Annotated in this window: 20 protein-coding genes; all 20 read left to right on the forward strand. The window is 28.8% G+C overall.

Annotated features, from left to right (window positions below; all coding sequences use genetic code 11):
- The first annotated feature begins 8 nt into the window (after positions 1 to 8).
- The 20 genes from ispG (at position 9) to pgsA (ending at position 23,167) form a co-directional block, all read left to right on the forward strand.
- Complete coding sequence (gene ispG / locus KQI41_RS09145) at positions 9 to 1,058, forward strand: flavodoxin-dependent (E)-4-hydroxy-3-methylbut-2-enyl-diphosphate synthase (protein WP_154438104.1); 1,050 nt, start codon at positions 9 to 11, stop codon at positions 1,056 to 1,058.
- A gap of 42 nt (positions 1,059 to 1,100) precedes the next feature.
- Positions 1,101 to 5,375, forward strand: coding sequence for a PolC-type DNA polymerase III (locus KQI41_RS09150; RefSeq protein ID WP_154438102.1), 4,275 nt, complete (start codon positions 1,101 to 1,103; stop codon positions 5,373 to 5,375).
- Between the two features lie 156 nt (positions 5,376 to 5,531).
- Positions 5,532 to 5,996, forward strand: a complete 465-nt coding sequence (gene rimP, locus KQI41_RS09155; protein ID WP_154438100.1) for a ribosome maturation factor RimP — start codon at positions 5,532 to 5,534, stop codon at positions 5,994 to 5,996.
- Positions 5,997 to 6,010: 14 nt separating this feature from the next.
- A complete protein-coding gene (nusA, locus tag KQI41_RS09160) occupies positions 6,011 to 7,057 on the forward strand; it encodes a transcription termination factor NusA (protein ID WP_154438098.1) in 1,047 nt (348 codons plus the stop codon).
- 11 nt (positions 7,058 to 7,068) lie between these two features.
- Positions 7,069 to 7,332: an RNase P modulator RnpM gene (gene rnpM / locus KQI41_RS09165; protein WP_154438096.1), complete on the forward strand. Its 264-nt coding sequence runs from the start codon at positions 7,069 to 7,071 to the stop codon at positions 7,330 to 7,332.
- A gap of 47 nt (positions 7,333 to 7,379) precedes the next feature.
- Positions 7,380 to 9,476 carry a translation initiation factor IF-2 gene (gene infB / locus KQI41_RS09170; RefSeq protein WP_154438094.1) on the forward strand — a complete coding sequence of 699 codons (2,097 nt, stop codon included), beginning with the start codon at positions 7,380 to 7,382 and terminating at the stop codon, positions 9,474 to 9,476.
- Between the two features lie 43 nt (positions 9,477 to 9,519).
- Positions 9,520 to 9,900, forward strand: coding sequence for a 30S ribosome-binding factor RbfA (gene rbfA / locus KQI41_RS09175; RefSeq protein WP_154438092.1), 381 nt, complete (start codon positions 9,520 to 9,522; stop codon positions 9,898 to 9,900).
- A complete protein-coding gene (locus tag KQI41_RS09180; RefSeq protein ID WP_154438090.1) occupies positions 9,890 to 10,861 on the forward strand; it encodes a DHH family phosphoesterase in 972 nt (323 codons plus the stop codon). The genes rbfA and KQI41_RS09180 overlap by 11 nt, the downstream gene beginning before the upstream one ends.
- 8 nt (positions 10,862 to 10,869) lie before the next feature.
- Positions 10,870 to 11,757 carry a tRNA pseudouridine(55) synthase TruB gene (truB, locus tag KQI41_RS09185; protein ID WP_154438088.1) on the forward strand — a complete coding sequence of 296 codons (888 nt, stop codon included), beginning with the start codon at positions 10,870 to 10,872 and terminating at the stop codon, positions 11,755 to 11,757.
- Positions 11,758 to 11,767: 10 nt separating this feature from the next.
- Positions 11,768 to 12,682 (forward strand): bifunctional riboflavin kinase/FAD synthetase, encoded by a 915-nt coding sequence (locus tag KQI41_RS09190; protein ID WP_154438086.1) that lies wholly within the window; start codon positions 11,768 to 11,770, stop codon positions 12,680 to 12,682.
- Between the two features lie 124 nt (positions 12,683 to 12,806).
- On the forward strand, positions 12,807 to 13,073 hold the full coding sequence (gene rpsO, locus KQI41_RS09195; RefSeq protein WP_154438084.1) for a 30S ribosomal protein S15: 267 nt from the start codon (positions 12,807 to 12,809) through the stop codon (positions 13,071 to 13,073).
- Positions 13,074 to 13,164: 91 nt separating this feature from the next.
- Positions 13,165 to 15,261 carry a polyribonucleotide nucleotidyltransferase gene (locus KQI41_RS09200; protein WP_154438082.1) on the forward strand — a complete coding sequence of 699 codons (2,097 nt, stop codon included), beginning with the start codon at positions 13,165 to 13,167 and terminating at the stop codon, positions 15,259 to 15,261.
- 103 nt (positions 15,262 to 15,364) lie between these two features.
- Entirely contained in the window at positions 15,365 to 16,075 is a 711-nt protein-coding gene (locus tag KQI41_RS09205) for a polysaccharide deacetylase family protein (RefSeq protein ID WP_154438080.1), read from the forward strand.
- 17 nt (positions 16,076 to 16,092) lie between these two features.
- A complete protein-coding gene (locus KQI41_RS09210) occupies positions 16,093 to 17,364 on the forward strand; it encodes a M16 family metallopeptidase (protein ID WP_154438078.1) in 1,272 nt (423 codons plus the stop codon).
- A gap of 12 nt (positions 17,365 to 17,376) precedes the next feature.
- A complete protein-coding gene (gene dut / locus KQI41_RS09215) occupies positions 17,377 to 17,808 on the forward strand; it encodes a dUTP diphosphatase (protein WP_154438076.1) in 432 nt (143 codons plus the stop codon).
- 153 nt (positions 17,809 to 17,961) lie between these two features.
- Complete coding sequence (locus tag KQI41_RS09220; protein WP_154438074.1) at positions 17,962 to 18,201, forward strand: YlmC/YmxH family sporulation protein; 240 nt, start codon at positions 17,962 to 17,964, stop codon at positions 18,199 to 18,201.
- Positions 18,202 to 18,324: 123 nt separating this feature from the next.
- Positions 18,325 to 19,026: a ClpP family protease gene (locus tag KQI41_RS09225; RefSeq protein ID WP_154438072.1), complete on the forward strand. Its 702-nt coding sequence runs from the start codon at positions 18,325 to 18,327 to the stop codon at positions 19,024 to 19,026.
- A gap of 61 nt (positions 19,027 to 19,087) precedes the next feature.
- Positions 19,088 to 21,295: a DNA translocase FtsK gene (locus tag KQI41_RS09230; RefSeq protein WP_154438071.1), complete on the forward strand. Its 2,208-nt coding sequence runs from the start codon at positions 19,088 to 19,090 to the stop codon at positions 21,293 to 21,295.
- Between the two features lies 1 nt (position 21,296).
- On the forward strand, positions 21,297 to 22,625 hold the full coding sequence (rimO, locus tag KQI41_RS09235) for a 30S ribosomal protein S12 methylthiotransferase RimO (protein WP_154438069.1): 1,329 nt from the start codon (positions 21,297 to 21,299) through the stop codon (positions 22,623 to 22,625).
- Positions 22,622 to 23,167, forward strand: a complete 546-nt coding sequence (pgsA, locus tag KQI41_RS09240; RefSeq protein WP_154438067.1) for a CDP-diacylglycerol--glycerol-3-phosphate 3-phosphatidyltransferase — start codon at positions 22,622 to 22,624, stop codon at positions 23,165 to 23,167. Before rimO ends, pgsA begins: the two co-directional genes overlap by 4 nt.
- Positions 23,168 to 23,170: the final 3 nt, after the last annotated feature.

Below are 23,170 nucleotides of genomic sequence, written 5' to 3' on the forward strand. Positions count from 1 at the left end.
TGATAAAAATGAATAGAAAAAAGACTAAAGTAATAAAAGTTGGAGATATATTGATTGGTGGAGATAATCCTATTTCCATTCAATCAATGACAAATACTTTAACAAAAGATATAACTTCAACTGTGGCACAAATAAAGAGACTAGAAAATGCAGGTTGCGATATTATCAGATCTGCCATTACAGACTTAGAAGATGCTAAGGCAATAGCAGAAATAAAAAAACAGATTAATATCCCTATGATTGCAGATATTCAATATGATTATAGACTAGCTTTAGAATCCATAAAATATGGAATTGATGGTCTTAGATTGAATCCAGGTAATATAGGTTCATTAGATAGAGTTAGAGAAGTAGTGAAAGCTTGTAAAGAAAAAGATATATCCATAAGAGTAGGAGTAAATGCAGGTTCACTTAAACAAGAGTTCTTAGACAAATACCAGGGAGTAAATGAAAACTCTATGGTCTATAGTGCATTGGAACAAATTAGATTATTAGAAGAAATGGACTTTTATGATATAAAAATTTCATTAAAAGCAAGTAACGTGCCGTTAACTGTTAGGGCCTATGAAAAGATGTCTAATATAGTCGATTATCCACTTCATTTAGGAATTACTGAGGCAGGTCCGTTGTGGAGAGGAACTATTAAATCATCTGTTGGAATAGGCACATTACTGTCTATGGGTATAGGTGATACCATAAGAATCTCTCTAACTGGAGATCCTGTAGAAGAGGTGAAAGTAGGGAGAGAAATTCTTAAATCACTTAATTTGCTAAATGAAGGTTTGGAGATAATTTCTTGTCCAACTTGTGGTAGAACAAATATAGACTTAATAAATATAGTTGAAGAAGCAGAAAAGAGACTTGAAGGAATCAATAAACATATAAAAGTTGCTATAATGGGCTGTGCTGTAAATGGTCCTGGTGAAGCTAGAGAAGCGGATATAGGTATAGCTGGTGGAAAAGGTGAAGGATTGATATTTAGAAAAGGTGAGATAATAAAAAAAGTTAAGGAAGAAGAATTGTTAAATGAATTATTGAAAGAAATAGAAAAGCTATAATATTCAAATATCCCAATAAGGATAAGGGGGTATAAATTACAAATGGAAAAAAATAAAATATATATTTCTCAATTAATAAAAAAAGAGGAAGTAAATGAAATAGATTCTATAGGTATAACTATTAATAAAGTAGAAATAATTAAATCCACCATGGATTTAATTATTTCTATGGAATCTTCTAGTTTAGTTAATGATAATTTATTTCATAAACTTCAAAGTATAATTAGTAAAAAATTTGTTGATTTTAATACTACATTAAAATTCAATTATAATATTACAGGTAGCATTACAGATAAAATAAAATTTTATGAAGAAAATCTTTTAGAAATTATAAAAAAAGAAATTCAATCCAGTAGTTCTTGGATTGATGATTTAAAATGGGAGATCAGTAATGACTCCCTTACAATTTGTCCACCAAATAAAATGGCAGGTTATTCTATGGAGAAAAATGGTTTAGTTGAAAATATAAAGACTAAACTTAAAGAAGAATTAAATCTAGATATATCTATAAGAATTTTAGATAATAGTTTTATAGAAGAAGAGGATTTTATGGATACGATAATTGCTGAAGAAAAAGAAATGGCTATTAGTATAATTAGTAATACTATTGAATCTCCCAAAAATAGTTCCCCAAATAAAGCAGCAGTTGTTTCCAATAAGTATTATATATACGGTAAACAAATAAAAGATTTACCTATGAAAATAAAATCTATAAATATGCAGACAGGTTCATGTACTATAGAAGGTCAAATTTTTCATATAGAAAGTAGAGATATAAAAGGTAATAAAACATTAGTCACATTTCATATATCTGATTCAACAGATTCCATTACTGCCAAAGTATTTTTATCAGAAGATCAGGCTGGAGATTTTCTTGGCAACGTAAATAGTAACTCCTATGTAAGACTATCAGGAGATGTGATATTTGATAATTACTCTAAAAGTATAGTTATAATGTTAAAATCACTTAATAAAGTTGACAAGGAAGAAAGAAAAGATATTTCTGATGAAAAAAGAGTAGAACTACATCTTCACACTCAAATGAGTTCAATGGATGGAATTTCCTCTTTAAAGAAACTTGCTACTCGTGCTAAGGAGTGGGGTCACAAAGCATTGGCCATAACTGACCATGGAGTAGTCCAAGGATTTCCAGAGGCCATGAGTTTAAGTAAGTCTTTAGGAATAAAGATGATTTATGGTATGGAAGGTTATTTAATAAATGATAAAAAAGGAATAGTGACTAACTATGATGAAAGTAAGGAATATTCCACATATATAGTATTTGATATAGAGACCACAGGTTTGTCTCCTATAAATGATATGATAACTGAAATTGGTGCTGTTAAAATTATAAATGGAGAAATTATAGATACTTATAGTCAGTTAATAAATCCTGAAAGACCTATACCAGAGTTTATTACAAATCTTACTGGAATTACAGATGATATGGTAAGAGATAAACCAACTATAGGTGAAGTAATTAAAGATTTTAAAAACTTTATAGGAGAAGATGTTTTAGTTGCTCATAATGCGTCTTTTGATATTGGATTTATTAGAGAAAAAATGAAGAAATATAATATTGATTTAGATAATCCAGTACTAGATACACTGGAATTATCTAGGGCTGTTTTTCCTTCTTTAAGAAGTCACAAGCTAAATATCATAGCTAAACATCTAGATGTAAGTTTGTTAAATCACCATAGAGCTGTAGATGATGCTACTGCTACTGCAGAAATATTTCTTAAAATTTTAAATATGTTGGAAGAAAAAAATATAATAAATTTTAATCAAATTAATAGCTTAGGTTCCAATAAGGATATATCTAAAGAAGAGACATTTCATATAATAATAATTGCTAAAAATTTAATTGGACTTAAAAATTTATATAAATTAGTTTCCGAATCACATATAAATTATTTTCATAGGAGACCTAGAATTCCAAAATCTCTTATAGAAGCCAATAGAGATGGACTAATAATAGGAAGTGCTTGTGAAGCAGGAGAATTATATAAGGCAATAATAAAAAATAGAAGTAACAATGAGATAATAGATATTGTAAAGTTTTATGACTATTTGGAAATTCAACCTATAGAAAATAATATGTACCTAGTCAGAGAAGGAATTTTAAAAGATAAAGAACAATTAAGAGATATAAATAAAAGGATATATAAACTAGGTAAAGAAAATAATAAGCCTGTAGTTGCTACAGGAGATGTTCACTTTTTAGATCCAGAAGATGAAATATATAGAAGGATAATAATGTCAGGACAAAAATTTCAAGATGCTGACATTCAACCCCCTTTATATTTTAAATCAACAGATGAAATGTTAGAAGAATTTTCATATTTGGGATCAGATATTGCAAAAGAAGTTGTTATAGATAATACAAATTTAATAAATGATATGGTAGAAGAAATAATTCCTATACCAGAAGGTACTTTTCCACCTATTATAGATGGTGCAGAAGAAGAATTAAGAAAAATCACATATGAAAAAGCAATAGAAGTATATGGAGAACCTTTACCAGATATTGTAGAGAAAAGACTGGAAAGAGAATTAGGCTCTATAATTAAGAATGGATATGCAGTTATGTATATAATTGCTCAAAAACTTGTTTGGAAGTCATTAGAGGATGGATATTTAGTTGGTTCTAGAGGGTCTGTAGGTTCGTCTTTTGTAGCTACTATGAGTGGAATTACAGAAGTAAATCCATTGGCACCTCATTATGTGTGTCCAAAATGTAAATATAACGAGTTCTTTGATGATGGGTCTATAGCTTCAGGGGCTGATCTTCCAGATAAAATATGTCCACAATGTGATAATGAGTTAAATAAAGATGGACAATATATTCCATTTGAGGTTTTTTTAGGATTTGAAGGAGATAAAGAGCCAGATATTGACTTAAACTTTGCTGGAGAATATCAAGCTGTAGCCCATAAATACACAGAGGAGTTATTTGGGGAAGGCTATGTTTTTAGGGCAGGAACTATTGGAACTATAGCGGATAAAACAGCCTATGGATTTGTCAAAAAGTATTTTGAGGAAAGAGATATAAATGTTAATCCAATTGAAATTAATAGGTTAGTTCAAGGCTGTACTGGAATAAAGAGAACTTCAGGACAACATCCTGGTGGAGTAATGATTGTTCCAAAATATAAAGATATTTTAGACTTTACACCAATACAATATCCAGCTGACGATAAAAAGTCAGGAGTAATAACTACTCATTTTGACTATAATGCAATTAGTGGTCGAATACTAAAACTAGATATTCTAGGACACGATGTTCCTACTATTATACGTATGCTTGAAGATATTACTGGAGTAGATCCTACAAATATCCCATTGGATGAACCTAATACCATGAAGTTGTTTACTAGTACTGAATCTTTAGGAATAACTAAGGAAGATATAAATTGTGAAGTAGGTACATTAGGTATTCCAGAGTTTGGTACTAAATTTGTAAGACAAATGCTCATTGAAACTCAGCCAAAAACATTTTCAGAACTAGTAAGAATTAGTGGTCTGTCTCATGGAACAGATGTATGGATTAATAATGCTCAAGACCTTGTTAAAAATAATATTGCTCCTCTTAGTAAAGTAATCTCTACAAGAGAAGATATCATGTTAAATTTAATTAATTGGGGAATGGATAACAAGAAATCATTTAAAATTATGGAGAATGTAAGAAAAGGAAAAGGTTTAACTCAGGAAGAAGAAGACCAAATGAGAGAGTTAAAAGTTCCAGAATGGTATATAGACTCTTGTAAAAAAATAAAATATATGTTTCCTAAAGCTCACGCTGCAGCATATGTAATGATGTCCTTTAGAATAGCATATTTTAAAGTCTATTATCCAGAAGCATTCTATGCAACTTATTTTACAATTAAAGCAAGTGATTTTGATGCAGATTTAGTTATAAAAGGTAAGGAAACGGTTAAGACTAAGATTGAGGAACTAGAAAAACTAGGTAATGATATGACAGCAAAGGAGAAGAATCTTTTGACTGTCTTGGAAGTAGTACTGGAAATGTATGCTAGAGGTTATAAGATTCAAAATGTAGATCTTTATAAATCTGATAGTGATAAATTCACTATTGATGAAAATGGAATTTTACCACCACTTAAAAGTTTAGAAGGGTTAGGAGAAAATGTTGCCAGAAAAATTGTAGAAGAAAGAAATATATCTAGATTTATCTCTAGAGAAGATTTGATTAACCGTGGTAAAGTAAGTAAACCTGTTTTAGAAGTCTTAAATAACCATGGTTGTCTAGGAGATTTGCCACTAAGTAATCAAATAAGTCTTTTTAATATTTGATTTTTCCTTAAACTATGATATAATTAATTTGGCAAAAGTAAATTTTTTTTCTGAAAAAGAGTGGGGTAGCCCACTCTTGATTTTTTATAAAGAATAAGAAAGTTCTACTTTTAAAATTGTTTTAGATTACTCTAAATATCTATGGAGGTGAATTAATTGAATAAAAAAGGTGTTTTAGGAATTATTAAGGAAATATGCGAACCATTAGTAGAAGAATTAAAGTATGAATTAGTGGATATAGAGTTTGTAAAAGAAGGTCCGAGCTATTTTCTTAGAGTATATTTAGATAAACCAGGTGGAATAAATTTAGACGATTGTCAAAAAATGAGTCAGTTATTAAGTGATATATTAGATGAAAAAGATCCAATTAAAGTAGCATATTATTTAGAGGTTTCATCTCCAGGATTAGACAGACCTTTAAAAACTGATAAAGACTTAAAAAGAAATATAGGAAAAGATATTGAAGTAAAGCTTTATGAAGCATTAGATGGTAAAAAACTAATAGAGGGAACTTTGGATAATTATAATGAAAGTTCAATTATACTAAAAACAGAAACTAATACTATTATAGAGATACCTAGAGAATTAGTCGCTGTAATTAAATTATCTGTTAAATTTTAAGGGAGGTTTAATGAATGAATGGAGATTTTATCAATGCTCTTCGTGAAATTCAAAAAGAAAAGGGTATTTCAGAAGAAGTAATATTTGATGCCCTTGAGTCTGCACTAATCTCTAGTTATAAAAAAAATTTTGGTGCATCACAGAATGTCGAAGTAGAAATGGATAGAACTACTGGAAAAGTTAAAGTAATAGCTTTGAAAGAAGTGGTAGAAGAAATAGATAACGAATATTTAGAAATAAGTTTAGATGAAGCAAAACAAATAGATGATAAATTCCAAATTGGAGATTTCATCAAAATAGAAATTACACCGAAGGATTTTGGCAGAATAGCTGCTCAAACTGCTAAGCAAGTAGTTATACAAAGAATAAGAGATGCAGAAAGAGATGTTATTTTCGATGAATTTATAAACAGAGAAAATGAAATAATAACTGGTCAAGTTCAAAGAATTAGTAAAAGCAATGTATATATAGATTTAGGTAAAACAGAGGCTATATTACCACCTGTGGAACAAATAGATGGAGAAGAATATAATCAAGGTGATAGATTTAAATTACTTATCTTGGAAGTTAAGAAAACTACAAAGGGTCCCCAAATAATACTATCAAGATCTCATCCCAATCTAGTTAAAAGATTATTTGAACTAGAAGTTCCAGAAATAAACGATGGTATAGTAGAAATATTTTCAATATCGAGAGAAGCTGGTTCTAGAACAAAAATTGCAGTTTTTTCTAAAGATCCTAATGTAGATCCTCTTGGATCATGTGTAGGATTTAAAGGTAGTAGGGTAAAAGTAATAGTAGATGAATTAAAAGGCGAAAAAATAGATATTGTAATATGGAGTAAAGATATAGAAGAATTTATAGCAAATAGTTTGAGTCCATCTAAGGTACTAAAAGTAATGGCTAATGAAAAAGAAAAGTCTGCCGTTGTAGTCGTACCAGATTATCAGCTTTCATTAGCTATAGGAAAAGAAGGGCAAAATGCTCGATTAGCAGCTAAATTAACAAATTGGAAAATAGACATTAAATCAGAATCTCAATATAAAGAAGAATGTGAATAAGAGGTGATTATTTGAAAAAGAAAAAGATTCCTCTAAGAAAATGTATTGCTTGTGCTGAAGGTAAACCTAAAAAAGAATTAATAAGAGTAGTAAGAAATGGTGAACAAGAGGCAGTTATTGACTTAACAGGAAAGGCAAATGGCCGTGGAGCATATATTTGTTCAAATATTGAGTGTATTGAAATTGCACAAAAAAGCAAGAAATTATCTAGAGCTTTAGAGGTAGAAGTATCAAATGATATATATGAAGATTTAAAAAACATGGTTAAATCTTAAGAAGAAGTAGGAAATATCACCTTCAAAGATAATAGGGGGTATATAATATGAAAAAAATTAGAGTATATGAATTAGCTAGGGAATTAGGAATTAGCAGTAAAGACTTAATTGAAAAAATTGTAGATCTACAGATAACAGTAGGTAATCATATGAGTACTTTAGAAGATGAAGAAGCGAATATAATAAGATCATTATTAACTGAGGAAGATGAAAGAGAAAATCCTCATATGGAAGAGGAACGAGAAGAATTTGAAGATGATAAAAACAGTGAACACATTAAAAGTAATAAAAATAACAAAAAACAGAAAAATAACAAACATAAAGAAAAGAATAATAGTATAGATAAAGAAAATACTATAATTAGCACAGAAAGGAATGAGGTTGTTATAGAAATAGGAAATAATATAATCGTAAAAGACTTAGCAGATAAAATAGGAGTAAGCCCTTCACAAATCATTTCTAAATTAATAGGTTTAGGAGTAATGGTTAATCAAAATCAATCTATAGATTCAGACATGGCAGTAATAGTTGCAGAAGAATTTGGTGTAGAACTTACAATACAAGAAACTGTAGAAGAAAGTGTTGAATCAATAGAAGAAAAATTTAGTTTGGATTATGAAGATGATCCTAAAGATTTAAAAGCAAGAGCACCTATAGTAACTGTAATGGGCCACGTTGACCATGGTAAAACATCTCTATTAGATGCAATTAAAGAAACTAGCGTAACTAAATCAGAAGCAGGAGGAATCACTCAACACATAGGAGCTTATGCTGTTAATATCAATAATAAAAAGATATGCTTTTTAGATACTCCAGGCCATGAGGCTTTCACATCGATGCGTGCTAGAGGAGCACAGATAACAGATATTGCAATATTAGTAGTTGCAGCTGACGATGGAGTTATGCCACAAACCATTGAAGCTATAAATCACGCAAAAGCTGCCAATGTTCCAATAATCGTAGCTATAAATAAAATGGATAAACCTACAGCCAATGTAGATAGAATTAAACAGGAATTAGTAGAAAATGGCTTAGTACCTGAGGACTGGGGTGGAGAAACCATAACAGTACCTGTGTCAGCTAAAAATCGTGAAGGAATAGAAGATATACTAGAAATGATTTTACTTGTTGCAGAAATACAGGAATTAAAAGCAAATCCAAATAGAAATGCTGTAGGAACAATAATAGAAGCTCAGCTTGATAAAGGTAAAGGCCCATTGGCTACTGTATTGGTTCAAAAAGGAACACTACAAGTAGGAGATATGGTTGTTTCAGGGTCTTCTTTTGGTAGAGTTAGAGCCATGCTTGATGACAAAGGTAAAAGAGTTAAAAAGGCAGGCCCATCTACTCCAGTAGTTATTCTAGGATTATCTGAAGTACCAAATGCAGGAGAATTATTGTATGCAGTGGATGATGAAAAAACTGCTAGAATCATAGGTGAAAAAAATAAGGAAATTATTAGAGCTGAACAAATGAGATCAGATCAAAAAATATCATTAGATGATTTGTTTGAAAGAATAAAGCTTGGTGAAATTAAAGATTTAAATATTATTATAAAAGGTGATGTAAGAGGTTCTATTGAGGCTTTAAAACAATCGCTGGAAAAGCTTGATACAGATGAAGTTAAAACCAATATTATACACGGTGGTGTAGGTGGAATTACTGAATCAGATGTAATATTAGCTTCAGCATCTAATGCTATAGTTGTAGGATTTAATGTTAGACCAAATCTAAATGCTATTGAAGTAGCTAAAAGAGAGAAAGTTGACATAAGAACTTATAGAGTAATATATGAGGCTATAGAAGATATTCAGGCAGCAATTAAAGGTATGCATGCACCTAAAATAGTTGAGGAAGTAATAGGAAGAGCTGAAGTAAGAGCTACCTTTAGATTACCAAATGGAAATACTATAGCTGGTATATATATATTAGATGGAAAAATAACTAGAAATTCAAAAATAAGACTTCTAAGAGATGATATTGTTATATTTGAAGGTAATGTTTCATCATTAAAAAGATTTAAAGATGATGTTAGAGAAGTATTATCTGGATATGAAGGTGGACTAGGATTAGAAAACTATAATAATATTAAAGATGGAGATTTATTAGAATCATATATTCTTAAAGAGGTTCAAGATAAATAAACATTTTGAAAGGTTAAGGAAATTGAGAAATAGAGGTGACTAAATGAACGAGAAAAGAGTTAGTAGAATTTCAGAAGAAGTAAAAAAGGTTGTTTCTGAATTGATATATAATGGTCTTAAAGATCCAAGGGTTAATTCCCTTACTACTGTAACAAAAGTAGAAGTAACTAGAGATTTGCGTTATGCGAAAATATATATATCTGTATTTGGAAATAAAGAAGAAAAAGAAAATACAATTAAAGGCTTAGAAAGTGCTAAGGGATTCATAAGAAAAGAAATCAGCGGTAAAATAGATTTAAGATATACTCCTGAACCAATATTTGTTTTAGATGAGTCTATAGAACATGGTATTTATATGTCTAAATTAATTGATGATGTTAATAAAGATTCAAAAAATTCTGGAGATAATAGTGATGAAAAATAGTATTGAAAGTCAATTTGATTTAGCAATTGATTTAATTAAAAATAGCAAAAATATTGGAATTGCTTCTCATGTTAGTCCTGATGGAGATAATATAGGATCTATTCTTGCCTTGGGGAATGCACTTGAAAAAATCAATAAGAAAGTTTTTATACTTAAAACTGATGATATACCTAAAGATTTTTTATTTCTTCCAGGTATAAGCAAAATAATAGACTATGAAGATAATATGGAAATAGATTTATTTATAACTTTAGACACAAGTGATGAAGATAGACTTGGGAAAAATAGAATACTTTTAGATAAAATAGAAAATGTTGTTAATATAGACCATCATATTAGCAATACTAACTTTGGAGATATCAATATAGTAAATAGTAATGCAGCCGCTACTGGAGAATTAGTATATGAATTAATAAAGAAGATAGGAATTATTATTGATAAGGATATTGCTTCTTGTATATATACTTCAATAAGTTCAGATACTGGAAGTTTTATGTATGATAATACCACATCTGAAACTCATGAAATAGCAGCTGAGTTAATAAAAACAGGTATTGATAAAAGTAATATTAATATCAATCTATATCAAAGTAGAAGTATTGAGAAAACAAAACTATTTATAAAAATATTAGAGACTTTGAAATTTCACTATGATAATCAAGTAGGAATAATAAAAGTAACTCAAGAAATGCTAAATAATTCAAATGCTAAAATGGAGGATACGGAAGGAATAATTTCCTTTATAAGAGAAATATCCTCAATAGAAGTAGCAATTTTACTAAAGGAAATTGAAGAAGAAGAAATAAAAGTCAGTATGAGAAGCAAAAGATATGCAGATGTTGCTGAAATTTGTGCTAATTTCAATGGCGGAGGACATATTAGAGCAGCAGGCTGTACTATTAATGAGCCAATAGCCACAGCTGAACATTTAGTATTAGAACAAATGAAAAAGGTATTTTAGGTGGTACTATGAATGGTGTAATTAATTTTTTTAAACCAAGGGGAATGACTTCCCACGATGCAGTAAATTTATTGAGGAGAACACTTAAAACAAAAAAAATAGGACATACTGGAACATTAGATCCTAATGCATCTGGAGTATTACCATTATGTATAGGTAAAGGTACTAGAATTGCAGAATATCTTTTAGATAGTAATAAAGAATATATAGGTGAGCTAACTTTAGGTTATAGAACTGATACTCAAGATGGAGATGGAAAAGTAATATCTTCCTCTAACAAGTTAGTAACAGAAAACGAGATAATATCTGCTATGTCAAAATATATAGGTGATATATCTCAATTGCCACCTATGTATTCTGCCTTAAAGCATAAGGGAAAGAAACTTTATGAGTTAGCCAGAGAAGGAAAAACTGTAGAACGTACTCCTAGAAATATAAAAATATATAGTCAAAATATATTGAATATAGAAGATTGTACTAAGATTATATTTCATACTAGTTGTTCTAGAGGAACTTATATTAGAACTTTATGTGATGATATAGGAATGGATTTAGGAACTTATGGATATATGTCATATCTACTAAGAGTAGCTGCAGGAAATTTTAAGATTGAAAATTCCTATAGTATTGAATATATTCAAAAGTTAAATTATGATGAAATTCTACAAATAATTACCCCTATGGATAAAGCATTGGAACATATAGATAGATTTGTTATATCAGACGATTTATATTTTAAATTAATTAATGGCGTTGTTTTACATGTTGATGTTGATGAGAATATGGTCAATAAGTTATATCGAGTCTACTGTAAAGAAACATTTATAGGAATAGGAAAAATAATGCTTAGTGATTCCAAATTCTATTTGAAAATGGAGAAAGTTTTAATGATATAAGGTGATATATATGGAAATAATTGATTTATCCAATTATAAAGAGACAAGATTTGATACTGCCATTGCCTTAGGAAACTTTGATGGTATTCATATTGGACATCAACAGTTAATTAATGCTATGATTTCTAAGGCTAAGGAATTGGGCATTAAGTCTTCTCTTTTATTATTTAAAAATCATACAAAGACTATTATAGACAATAATAAACCCAATATAATAACAAGTAACGAACAAAAGTTTAAAATATGTGAAGAATTAGGAATTGATATTATTTATCTTTTAGACTTTGATGATAGCTTAATGAAATTGTCAGGAGAAGATTTTATTAAAAATATCATTATGAATAAGATGAATGGTAAACTATTAGTAGTTGGATTTGACTATAAATTTGGATATAAAGCTTCAGGTGACTCAAGTTATTTATTAGAACTTGGAGAAAAGTATAATATAGATGTAATAGTATTAGATCCAGTTTATAAAAATAATGAAATTATAAGCAGTTCTGCCATAAGAAAATTAATAGTATTTGGACATATAAATGAAGTTACTAAAATGTTAGGACATCCATATTCTATTTTAGGCAAGGTAGTTACAGGAAAAAACAGAGGTAATAAATTAGGTTTTCCTACTGCTAATACTGAACCTATAGATAACTATGTAATCCCTAAAAATGGAGTATATATTACAAATACTATAATAAATAATAAACGATATTTATCTGCTACAAATATAGGATTTAATCCTACTTTTGATGAAAATATATTAAAGATTGAAACTTATATATTAGATTTCAGTGAAGATATATATGGTCAAATAATAGAAGTAGAATTTATAGATTTTTTAAGAGAAGATATTAAATTCCAGAGTAAAGAAGAGCTAATAAATCAAATGAATTTAGATATAGAAATGGTTAAATTGAAACATTAATATTTACATTTGCTATTTATTATGATAATATTATATTGCAAGGTTACCAAAAGCTTCGTTTAGCGTATCCTCAGCGTTTTACGCAGCTTCTGGAGTATTTAAAAATTTTGGAGGTGTATTAATTATGTTAACAAAAGAAATTAAAGAACAGATTATTAATGAGTACAAATTACACGAAGGTGATACAGGTTCACCAGAGGTACAAATTGCGATTTTGACTCATAGGATAAATTCTGTAAACGAGCATTTAAAAGCTCACAAGAAAGATCACCATTCAAGAAGAGGATTACTTAAAATGGTAGGTCAAAGAAGAGGTCTTTTAAAATATCTGCAAAACAATGATATTGAAAGATATCGTTCTTTAATTGAAAAACTAGGAATCAGAGGTTAATAAGAGCGGGATTTCCCGCTCTATTGATTTATATTAGATATTTTTTATGAATATGGATATAATAAATATAATAAAATTAAGGAGGTATTGCATGGAAAGGAAATTCCAGTATAATTTGGCTGGCAGAGACCTAATTGTAACTATTGGCAAAGTAGCAGAACAGGCTAATGGTGCTTGTATGGTTCAATATGGAGATACAGTAATCTTAGCAACTGCCACAGCATCTAAAGAGCCAAGAGAAGGAATAGATTTTTTCCCTCTTAGTGTAGATTATGAGGAAAAATTATATTCAGTAGGGAAGATACCAGGTGGATTTATTAAAAGAGAAGGTAGACCAAGTGAAAAGGCTATTTTAACATCAAGACTTATAGATAGACCACTTAGACCATTATTCCCGGAAGGATACAGAAATGATGTACAAGTTATAGCCACTGTTTTATCAGCAGATCAAGATAATTCTCCAGAGATTGTAGCAATGATTGGATCATCTATTGCACTATCTATATCAGATATTCCATTTGATGGACCTACAGGGTCAGTTATTATTGGATTAATAGATGGTAAATTTATCGTAAACCCAAATAGTGAAGAAAGAGAAAAATCAGAAATTCACTTAGTGGTAGCTGGAACTAAAAGTGCTGTAATGATGGTTGAAGCAGGAGCAAATGAAGTAACAGAAAAAGTTATGTTAGATGGAATTCTAAAAGCTCATGATGAAATTAAAAATCTATGTGGCTTTATTGAAGAAATCAAAAATGAAATGGGCAAAGAAAAAAAGGAATATAATCTATTTAAACCTAATGAAGAAATAAAAGAAAAGATAGTTGCTTTTGGTAGACAAAAACTAATAGAAGCTATAAATACTTTTGAGAAACAAGAAAGATTAGATAATATAGATAAAGTAAACAAAGAAATAAAAGATACTTTTATTGAAGAATATCCAGAATCAGAGCAAGATATAAATGTAGTAATTGAAGATATGCTAAAAGAAGAAGTTAGAAGATTGATTGTAGAAGAAGGGATAAGACCAGATAATAGGAAAGTAGATGAAATTCGTCCTATTACTACAGATGTAGGTTTGTTGCCTAGAACTCATGGTTCAGGATTATTTAAGAGAGGTCAGACTCAAGTTCTTACAATAGCTACATTAGGTGCAATTAGTGATGCACAAGTTATTGATGGATTAGGAGAAGAAGAATCTAAAAGATATATGCATCATTATAATTTTCCACCATATTCTGTAGGAGATGCTAGACCACTAAGAGGACCAGGAAGAAGAGAAATAGGTCATGGAGCATTGGCTGAAAGGGCTCTTGAACCTGTTATACCATCTGAAGACAAATTCCCATATACAATAAGATTAGTATCAGAAGTTCTTAGTTCTAATGGTTCTTCATCTCAGGGAAGTGTATGTGGAAGTACTTTAGCATTATTAGATGCAGGTGTTCCTATAAAATCGCCAGTTGCAGGTATTGCCATGGGACTTATAAAAGAAAAAGGCAATGTAGCCATTTTATCTGATATTCAAGGTATGGAAGATCATCTAGGAGATATGGATTTTAAGGTAGCAGGAACTAAGGATGGAATTACTGCTATACAAATGGATATAAAAATAGCAGGTATAGATAAACCAATATTAGAAGAAGCGTTAGAAAAAGCAAGACTAGGTAGGTTATATATATTAGGTAAGATGATGGAAACTATTTCTACTCCTAGAGAAAACTTATCTAAGTATGCTCCTAAAATATATACTATGCAAATAAATCCAGATAAAATAAGAGATATAATTGGACCTGGCGGAAAAGTAATTAATAAAATAATAGATGAAACAGGTGTAAAAATAGATATTGATGACACTGGTAAGATTTTCATTGCTTCAGTAACACAAGAAGGTGGCGAAACAGCCATAGATATGATTAATAAAATCGTTAAAGAAGTAGAGCCAGGAGAAATCTATTTAGGAAAAGTTACTAGAATTACTAACTTTGGAGCTTTTATAGATGTTCTAAATGGTAAAGAAGGTTTACTTCATATATCCAATATAGCTAGAGAAAGAGTCAATAAGGTAGAAGATGTATTAGCAGTTGGAGATGAAGTATTAGTTAAGGTAATGGAAATAGATAATCAAGGAAGAATAAATCTTTCTAGAAAAGTTTTATTACCTGAAGAACCAAAAACTGAAGAATAATATATTAATTGCATGAACCATATTAAGGTTCATGTTTTTATTTTTTAGTATATTAAATTATCCTTTGAATATATATATTATAAAGTATATTGGAGGGATGTAGATGAGATTATTTATTATAAGTAAAAAAAGTTTATTAACTATTTCAATCCTATTATTAGTAGTAATTATAAGTTTAATTATATTCAAAGTTTATAACAAATCAGAGGAAACGTTTAATAGTGATGTGTATTATCAGGGAAATGTAGATGATAAAGTAGTAGCATTTGCTTGTAATGTAGATTGGGGAAATGAATATATTCCTGAAATGTTAAAAATCTTTGAGGAAAATAATATTAAAATTACATATTTTGTAACAGGTAAATGGGCAGAAAAAAACAAAGAGATACTAAAAGATATTTATAATGCTAAACATGAAATCGGAAATCATGGATATAGTCATATAGATTATGATAAATTAAATTATGATAGAAATAGAGAAGAAATTCAAAAGGCTCATGATATAATAAAAGATATACTAGGAATTGATTCAAAGTATTTTGGACCACCATCAGGAGCATATAATGATAATACAGTAAAGGCAGTAAAAGATTTAGGTTATGAACTTATAATGTGGAGTGTAGATACAATAGACTGGAGAGAAGATAGTACTAAAGATATAATTTTTAAAAGAGTAACTCAAAAAATTCATAATTCTGCCATAGTTTTAATGCACCCTACTTCAGAAACCGTTAAAGCATTACCAGATATAATAAATTACCTATATGAAAATGGCTATAATATTGGTACAATAAGTGATGTAATAAAAAACTAGTAATATTGGAGGAAAGTATGTACTTAATAGATAAATTAGATAATGGTATAAGAGTTGTTATGGAGAATATACCTCATGTCAACTCTGTTTCTATTGGAATTATTATTAATAATGGTTCAGTAAAAGAGAATAAAGAAAATAATGGTGTATCTCATTTTATAGAGCATATGCTATTTAAGGGAACTCAGAAGAGAACAGCGAAAGATATAGCAGAATCAATAGATAATATAGGAGGACATCTAAATGCCTTTACTGGTAAGGATAGCACCTGTTATTATGCAAAGGTATTATATAATCATATAGATATTGCTATTGATGTACTTGGAGATATGTTATTTAATTCTCAGTTTCTAGAATCAGATATTGAAAAGGAAAAAACAGTAGTAGTAGAAGAAATAAATATGTATTTAGATTCGCCAGAGGATATGGTTAGTGAACTTCTTAATGAAATAATATTTAAGAATACATCTTATGCTTATCCAATACTTGGTACAGAAAGAAACATTAAATGTTTCAATAGAGAAAAGATTATATATTATTTTGAGAATAACTATAGGCCTGAGGATATAGTTATATCACTGGCAGGGAATATAGATGCTAAAGAAGTCTTAAAAATGTTGAACCATCATTTTGGATATTATAATAAATTTGGACAAAGAGATAAAAATGATGGAACTATATATAACTTTACAAATGATTTACAAGGAATTGATAAAGATACAGAGCAATTACATCTTTCAATTGGAATGGAAGGACTGCCTGTAACACATAGTGAAATAGAATCATTATTAGTATTAAATAATGTATTTGGTGGAAGCATGAGTTCAAGACTATTTCAAAAAATACGCGAAGATTTAGGGTTAGCCTATGCTATTGAATCATTTCCTTCATCATATAAAGACACAGGAATATTTAATATTTATGCAGGATTACATCCATCTCAGCTATTAAAAGCAATTAATTGTATTGATAAAGAAATAGAAGATATTAAGAAGAATTTAATATCAAAAGATGAATTAAATAAATCTAAAGAGCAGCTTAAAGGAAGCTATGTCCTTGGAATGGAAGGAACTTTTAGCAGAATGTATGAAATTGGTAAATCCGTATCTATTTTTAATAGAATTCAATCACAAGATGAAATATTAAATAAAATTGATAATGTGAATATGGATAGTATAGAAAATGTTGCTAATATAATATTTAACAATAAAAAAGTCAATATAGCCTATGTTGGAAATATGAAAAATAAAGATAAAACTGAAGACGAAATTAAAAATATACTATTTTAGAGGAGATGAACTATGAATATCAATATAATAAACAAAAGTAATTTTAAATTACCTAAATATGAAACGGAAGGTGCAGCAGGTCTAGATTTACAAGCTAACATTATAGAACCTATAGTATTAGAACCATTAGATAGAGCCTTGATTCCCACAGGCTTATTTATATCTATACCTCTGGGATATGAAGGACAAATCAGAGGTAGATCTGGATTAGCATTAAAGCATGGGATAACATTGGCCAATGGCATAGGAACTATTGATAGTGACTATAGAGGTGAAATAAAAATAATCTTAATTAATCTTGGAAAAGAAACTTATACTATTAACCCAGGAGATAGAATTGCACAAATTGTATTTCTTAAATATGAGAAAGTTGAACTTAAAATAGTTTCTGAACTAGATGAAACATATAGAGATGATGGCGGATTTGGTCATTCAGGATACTAGTGTCTAATAAGATGTTATCATAATTGATAACTCATATTTTTTTTTCTTATGAATATTATTTAATATAAGGAAAACTTCTACTAAAATACAAACAATAAAATTTTTTTTAAAATCATAAATAAAAAGTTCTATAAATAACTAGGAGGAGATTATATGAGATTATCAGAACTGGGTGAAAAAGAAATAGTTAACCTAAATAATGGCGGTAGGCTAGGTTTAATATTAGATAGTGATTTTTTAATTGATGAAGATACAGGCAAGATCATATCTTTATTAGTTCCCGAAAAAAGATTAGGTTTTAGATTATTTGGTCTTGATACAAATGGATTTGAAATACCTTGGGATACCATTAGAAAAATAGGCTATGATATGATTATTATAGAATTAGATTAAAGCTAAAATACTTATATATTTAAATACATATATCTATCAAGATATATGTATTTTTTTGCTTTTGAATATTATTGATTTTAAAGTAAATCCTATAGATATATATTATTTAATAGGAGGAAAAAAATGATAAATAAAAATAAGGAAAATAAAGAAAACAATACACAAGAGCAAAAGGACAATATAGATAATATTAAGGAAATTGGAGTATCAAACGTTCCAGAAGCAAAAAATAATATTCAATTCATATCTATAATAGGAGAAATAGAAGGCCACTCTATTGCTCCTAATGATAAGAAGGCAACAAAATATGAACATATTATTCCATTATTAATAGCAGCACAACAGGATCCTAAAATTGAAGGCATTTTCATTATTTTAAATACTGTAGGCGGAGATGTAGAAGCTGGATTAGCTTTATCAGAATTAATCAATTCAGTAGATAAGCCAAAAGTATCCTTAGTACTAGGTGGTGGTCATAGTATAGGGGTTCCTTTAGCTACATCGACTGATTATTCTTTTATTGTTCCTACGGCGACAATGACTATACATCCCATTAGAACTACAGGTTTAGTCATAGGTGTTCCACAAACATTCAGATACTTTCAAAAGATGCAGCAAAGAATAATAAATTTTGTTCTAAGAACTTCTAATATAACTGATGAAATTTTAAATGAACTAATGTATTCTACAGATGAAATAGCAAATGATGTTGGCACTATATTAGTTGGAGAAGAAGCTGTTAAATATAATTTAATAGATGAAGTAGGAGGATTTTCACAAGCTTTAAAAAAGCTAGAGGAGTTAATAGAAGGGAAAAATAAATAGAATAGAATTCCAAATTATGCTATAATAGCTACAGTATGTAGTTTAAAAGGGGGAATTTTATTTGGAAAGAAATAAGAAAAAAAAGAATAATAAAACTACAAAAAAAATACAAGAAAAAAAGGAATTTAACAGAGACATTATAGGTATAATTATTATTGGATTTGGAATAGTTGCTATAGTAAGTTTGTTTAGTTCGAAAATGGGAATTATAGGATCCATAATTCAAAGTACTACATTTTCACTTATGGGATTTGGTAGCTACTTTTTTCCTCTAGTTATAATAATGGCAGGTATAATCTTTATTTTGGACAATTTGAATTTTAAAGAGAACAAAATTATTTTATCTATGGGATTTATTTTTCTAAGTATGTTAATATTACTTGATGGAATAAATCCCTTTGATTACTCTTTCCTTGATAGAATGAATAATGCAATAGAATTAAGTAAAGTTGGAAAAGGTGGTGGATTATTCGGAAGTTTCTTTGGTTTTTTCTTTTATAGACTTTTTGGAGCTATTGGTTCTTATTTAGTTTTAATGATTGTAGTAATAATAAACTTATTGATAATTACAAACATTAAAGTTAAAGATATAATAACCTTAATTGATAAGGAATCTAAAAATCACAGGAATAAAAAACGCAAACCTAAGATAATTAACGATATAGAGCTAAAACAAATCAAAAAAGATATTCACATTAAAGAATCTCTGGAAAATGCTTCTATGGAAGAGAAGAAAAACTTAATTAAAGAAATCAAAGAAATAAGTTTTAAAGATGATTCAAATAATACAGTATTAAATACTATAAATGAAGAAATAGAAAGTAAAAAGGAAAAAACTCAAGTTTCTACATATAATATCCCATCATTATCATTACTAAATTCACCTACAAATAACCAAGATGGAAATGATAAAAAGGAGATATTAAATAATGCTAAGATAATTGAAGAAACTATGAAAAACTTTGGTATTGATGCTACTATTAATCAAATTAATAAAGGACCTACTATAACTTGCTATGAATTACAGCCATCTCCTGGTATAAAGTTGAGTAAAATTGTTTCCTTATCTGATAATATAGCATTAAGCTTGGCATCATCAGATATAAGAATTGAAGCACCAATACCAGGTAAATCAGCTGTAGGAATTGAAGTTCCAAATAAAACTAAAAGTAGTGTATTATTAAAAGAAATTCTTATGTCTGAAGCTTATAATAATATAGGCTCTCATATACCTTTAGCTCTTGGCAAAGATGTATCTGGAAACTCTATAGTTTCTACAATTGATAAAATGCCGCACTTACTTATTGCTGGTGCTACTGGCTCAGGAAAATCTGTTTGTATCAATACCATTATTATGAGTATTTTATATAAATCTTCACCTGCAGATGTTAAGCTGTTATTAATTGATCCTAAGGTAGTAGAGTTAAATATTTATAATGGTATACCACATTTACTGATTCCAGTTGTAACTGATGCTAAAAAGGCTTCTTTTGCATTGAATTGGGCTGTAGAAGAAATGGAAAAAAGATATAAATTATTTGCACAAAATAATGTAAGAGATATTAACTCCTATAATAATAAACTCAAAGAAAACAATGAAGAAAAGCTGCCTATGATAGTTATAATCATTGATGAACTAGCGGATTTAATGATGGTTGCAGCACAAGAAATTGAAGACTATATATGTAGATTAGCCCAAATGGCTAGAGCAGCAGGAATGTACTTAATTGTAGCTACTCAAAGACCTTCTGTAGATGTTATAACTGGGACAATAAAGGCTAATATACCTTCCAGAATATCTTTTGCTGTATCCTCACAAGTTGACTCTAGGACTATACTTGATATGTCTGGAGCTGAAAAGCTATTAGGTAAGGGTGATATGTTATTCTACCCCTCTTTTTATTCTAAACCTGCTAGACTTCAAGGAGCTTTTATATCTGATGAAGAGGTAGAAGCCGTAGTAAATTCCCTAAAATCCCAGGATATTACAGAATATAATGAAGATATAATTGAAATAATAGAAAATCCCAAAGAAATAGAACTTAATGATAGTGACGATTTGTTGCCTAAAGCAATAGAATTAGTAGTAGCAGAAGGACAGGCCTCTATATCATTACTACAAAGGAAATTAAAAATAGGATATGCTAGAGCTGCCAGAATAGTAGATGAAATGGAAGAAAGAGGAGTCATAGGAGGATATGAAGGAAGTAAACCGAGAAAAGTATTATTAACACCAGATGATTTAGACTTAAAACTTAAGGAGAGATAAAATGAAGTTAAAAAGGATTTCTATAGTTACTTTAGGATGTTCCAAAAACGAAATTGATTCAGAATTAATGATGAGCATATTAAAGGATAATAATTATATAAAAGCTGAGTCTTTAGATGAAGCAGAAATTATTATTGTAAATACTTGTGGATTTATAGATAAAGCTAAAGAAGAATCCATAGAAACTATTTGGGAGATGACTAAGTATAAAGATGAGGGTAATTGTAAATATTTAATATTAGCAGGATGTTTAGCAGAAAGATATTCTCAAGAATTGATGGATGAAATTACAGATATTGATGCAATAATAGGAACTGGAAATATAAAAGAAATATCCTCTATTATTGATGAAATAGAAATTAAAAAAGAAAGAATTAAAAAGATAGGAAGTATTAATACTAATTATTTAGAAGAAGTAACTAGAATTAACTTTAATACTACTGAATACGTTAGAATTTCTGAAGGATGTGACAATTTCTGTACTTATTGTATCATTCCCAAATTAAGAGGAAAACATCGTAGTAGAAAAATAGAAGATATAGTGAAAGAAGTAAAAAGCCTTGCCAATAATGGAACTAAAGAAATAATTTTAATTGGGCAAAATACTTCTGATTATGGAATAGACTTATATGGTGAATACTCTCTATATAAATTGTTGAATCAGCTAAATAATATAAATGGTATCTCATGGATTAGAGTATTATATTTATATCCTGATAATTTTAATGATAAATTAATTCAATCTATGAAGGATAATGAGAAAGTACTTAAGTATGTAGATATTCCATTACAGCATATAAATAATAATGTTTTAAAAAGAATGAATAGAAGAACTTGTAAAGAAGACATTGGAATTTTAATTAATAAATTAAGACATGAAATACCAGATATAGTAATTAGAACAACTTTTATTGTGGGATTCCCTGGAGAAACTGAGGAAGAATTCGATGAACTTTATAATTTTATTAAAGATATAGAGTTTGATAGACTGGGAGTGTTTACTTATTCAAAAGAAGAAGATACTCCTGCATATAATCTTCCAAATCAAATAGAAGATGAAATAAAAGAAATCAGAAAAGATAAAATTATGATACTCCAACAAGAGTTATCAGAAAAAATTATGACAAATAAAGTTGGAAAGATATTTGATGTTTTAATAGAAGAGCTTTCAGAAGAGAACCTTTATATAGGCAGAACATATATGGATAGTCCTGATATTGATGGAGTTGTATATGTTAATTCTTCTCAAGATATAGAGTTAGGTAGTTTTATTAAAGTTAAAATTACTGATTCTTTAGAATATGACTTAATAGGGGAGGCAATCAAATGAATTTAGCAAATAAAATAACCATTTTTAGAGTATTTTTAGTTCCTATTTTTATGTTAGTACTATACTCTGACATTAAGTATAGTACTTATATAGCTGCTGGAGTTTTTATTTTTGCATCTTTAACTGATACATTAGATGGATATATTGCTAGAAGCAGAAATATGATCACTAACTTTGGAAAATTTATCGATCCTTTAGCAGACAAGGTTTTAGTTTCTGCTGCTCTTATCTCTCTTGTTGATCTAGGTGCCATTCCTGGTTGGGTAGTAGTCACTATTATCGCCAGAGAATTTACTATTACTGGATTTAGAGTAATTGCAGCTTCAGAAGGAATAACTATAGCAGCAAGCCCCTTGGGGAAAATTAAGACTATTACTCAATTAATAGCAATAATATTTTTATTGATTAATAATTTTCCTTTTAATTTAATTAATTTTCCTTTTGATATGATTATGTTATATATTTCCTTGTTTTTTACCATAGTATCTGGAGTAGACTATATATATAGAAATAAATCAGCCCTAAAAATGGGTATAAAGTAAAAG

Origin of the sequence: Tissierella pigra (genome assembly GCF_018917845.1) — a bacterium.
Lineage (GTDB): Bacteria > Bacillota > Clostridia > Tissierellales > Tissierellaceae > Tissierella > Tissierella pigra.

Bases quoted from the DNA above. Each gene is read 5' to 3' on its own strand.
- KQI41_RS09220 (WP_154438074.1), top strand. From the start codon at position 17,962: ATGAGATTATCAGAACTGGGTGAAAAAGAAATAGTTAACCTAAATAAT.
- KQI41_RS09150 (WP_154438102.1), top strand. From the start codon at position 1,101: ATGGAAAAAAATAAAATATATATTTCTCAATTAATAAAAAAAGAGGAA.
- KQI41_RS09210 (WP_154438078.1), top strand. From the start codon at position 16,093: ATGTACTTAATAGATAAATTAGATAATGGTATAAGAGTTGTTATGGAG.
- nusA (WP_154438098.1), top strand. From the start codon at position 6,011: ATGAATGGAGATTTTATCAATGCTCTTCGTGAAATTCAAAAAGAAAAG.
- KQI41_RS09180 (WP_154438090.1), top strand. From the start codon at position 9,890: ATGAAAAATAGTATTGAAAGTCAATTTGATTTAGCAATTGATTTAATT.
- KQI41_RS09225 (WP_154438072.1), top strand. From the start codon at position 18,325: ATGATAAATAAAAATAAGGAAAATAAAGAAAACAATACACAAGAGCAA.
- pgsA (WP_154438067.1), top strand. From the start codon at position 22,622: ATGAATTTAGCAAATAAAATAACCATTTTTAGAGTATTTTTAGTTCCT.
- rimO (WP_154438069.1), top strand. From the start codon at position 21,297: ATGAAGTTAAAAAGGATTTCTATAGTTACTTTAGGATGTTCCAAAAAC.
- infB (WP_154438094.1), top strand. From the start codon at position 7,380: ATGAAAAAAATTAGAGTATATGAATTAGCTAGGGAATTAGGAATTAGC.
- ispG (WP_154438104.1), top strand. From the start codon at position 9: ATGAATAGAAAAAAGACTAAAGTAATAAAAGTTGGAGATATATTGATT.
- KQI41_RS09200 (WP_154438082.1), top strand. From the start codon at position 13,165: ATGGAAAGGAAATTCCAGTATAATTTGGCTGGCAGAGACCTAATTGTA.
- dut (WP_154438076.1), top strand. From the start codon at position 17,377: ATGAATATCAATATAATAAACAAAAGTAATTTTAAATTACCTAAATAT.
- KQI41_RS09205 (WP_154438080.1), top strand. From the start codon at position 15,365: ATGAGATTATTTATTATAAGTAAAAAAAGTTTATTAACTATTTCAATC.
- rbfA (WP_154438092.1), top strand. From the start codon at position 9,520: ATGAACGAGAAAAGAGTTAGTAGAATTTCAGAAGAAGTAAAAAAGGTT.
- rpsO (WP_154438084.1), top strand. From the start codon at position 12,807: ATGTTAACAAAAGAAATTAAAGAACAGATTATTAATGAGTACAAATTA.
- truB (WP_154438088.1), top strand. From the start codon at position 10,870: ATGAATGGTGTAATTAATTTTTTTAAACCAAGGGGAATGACTTCCCAC.
- KQI41_RS09190 (WP_154438086.1), top strand. From the start codon at position 11,768: ATGGAAATAATTGATTTATCCAATTATAAAGAGACAAGATTTGATACT.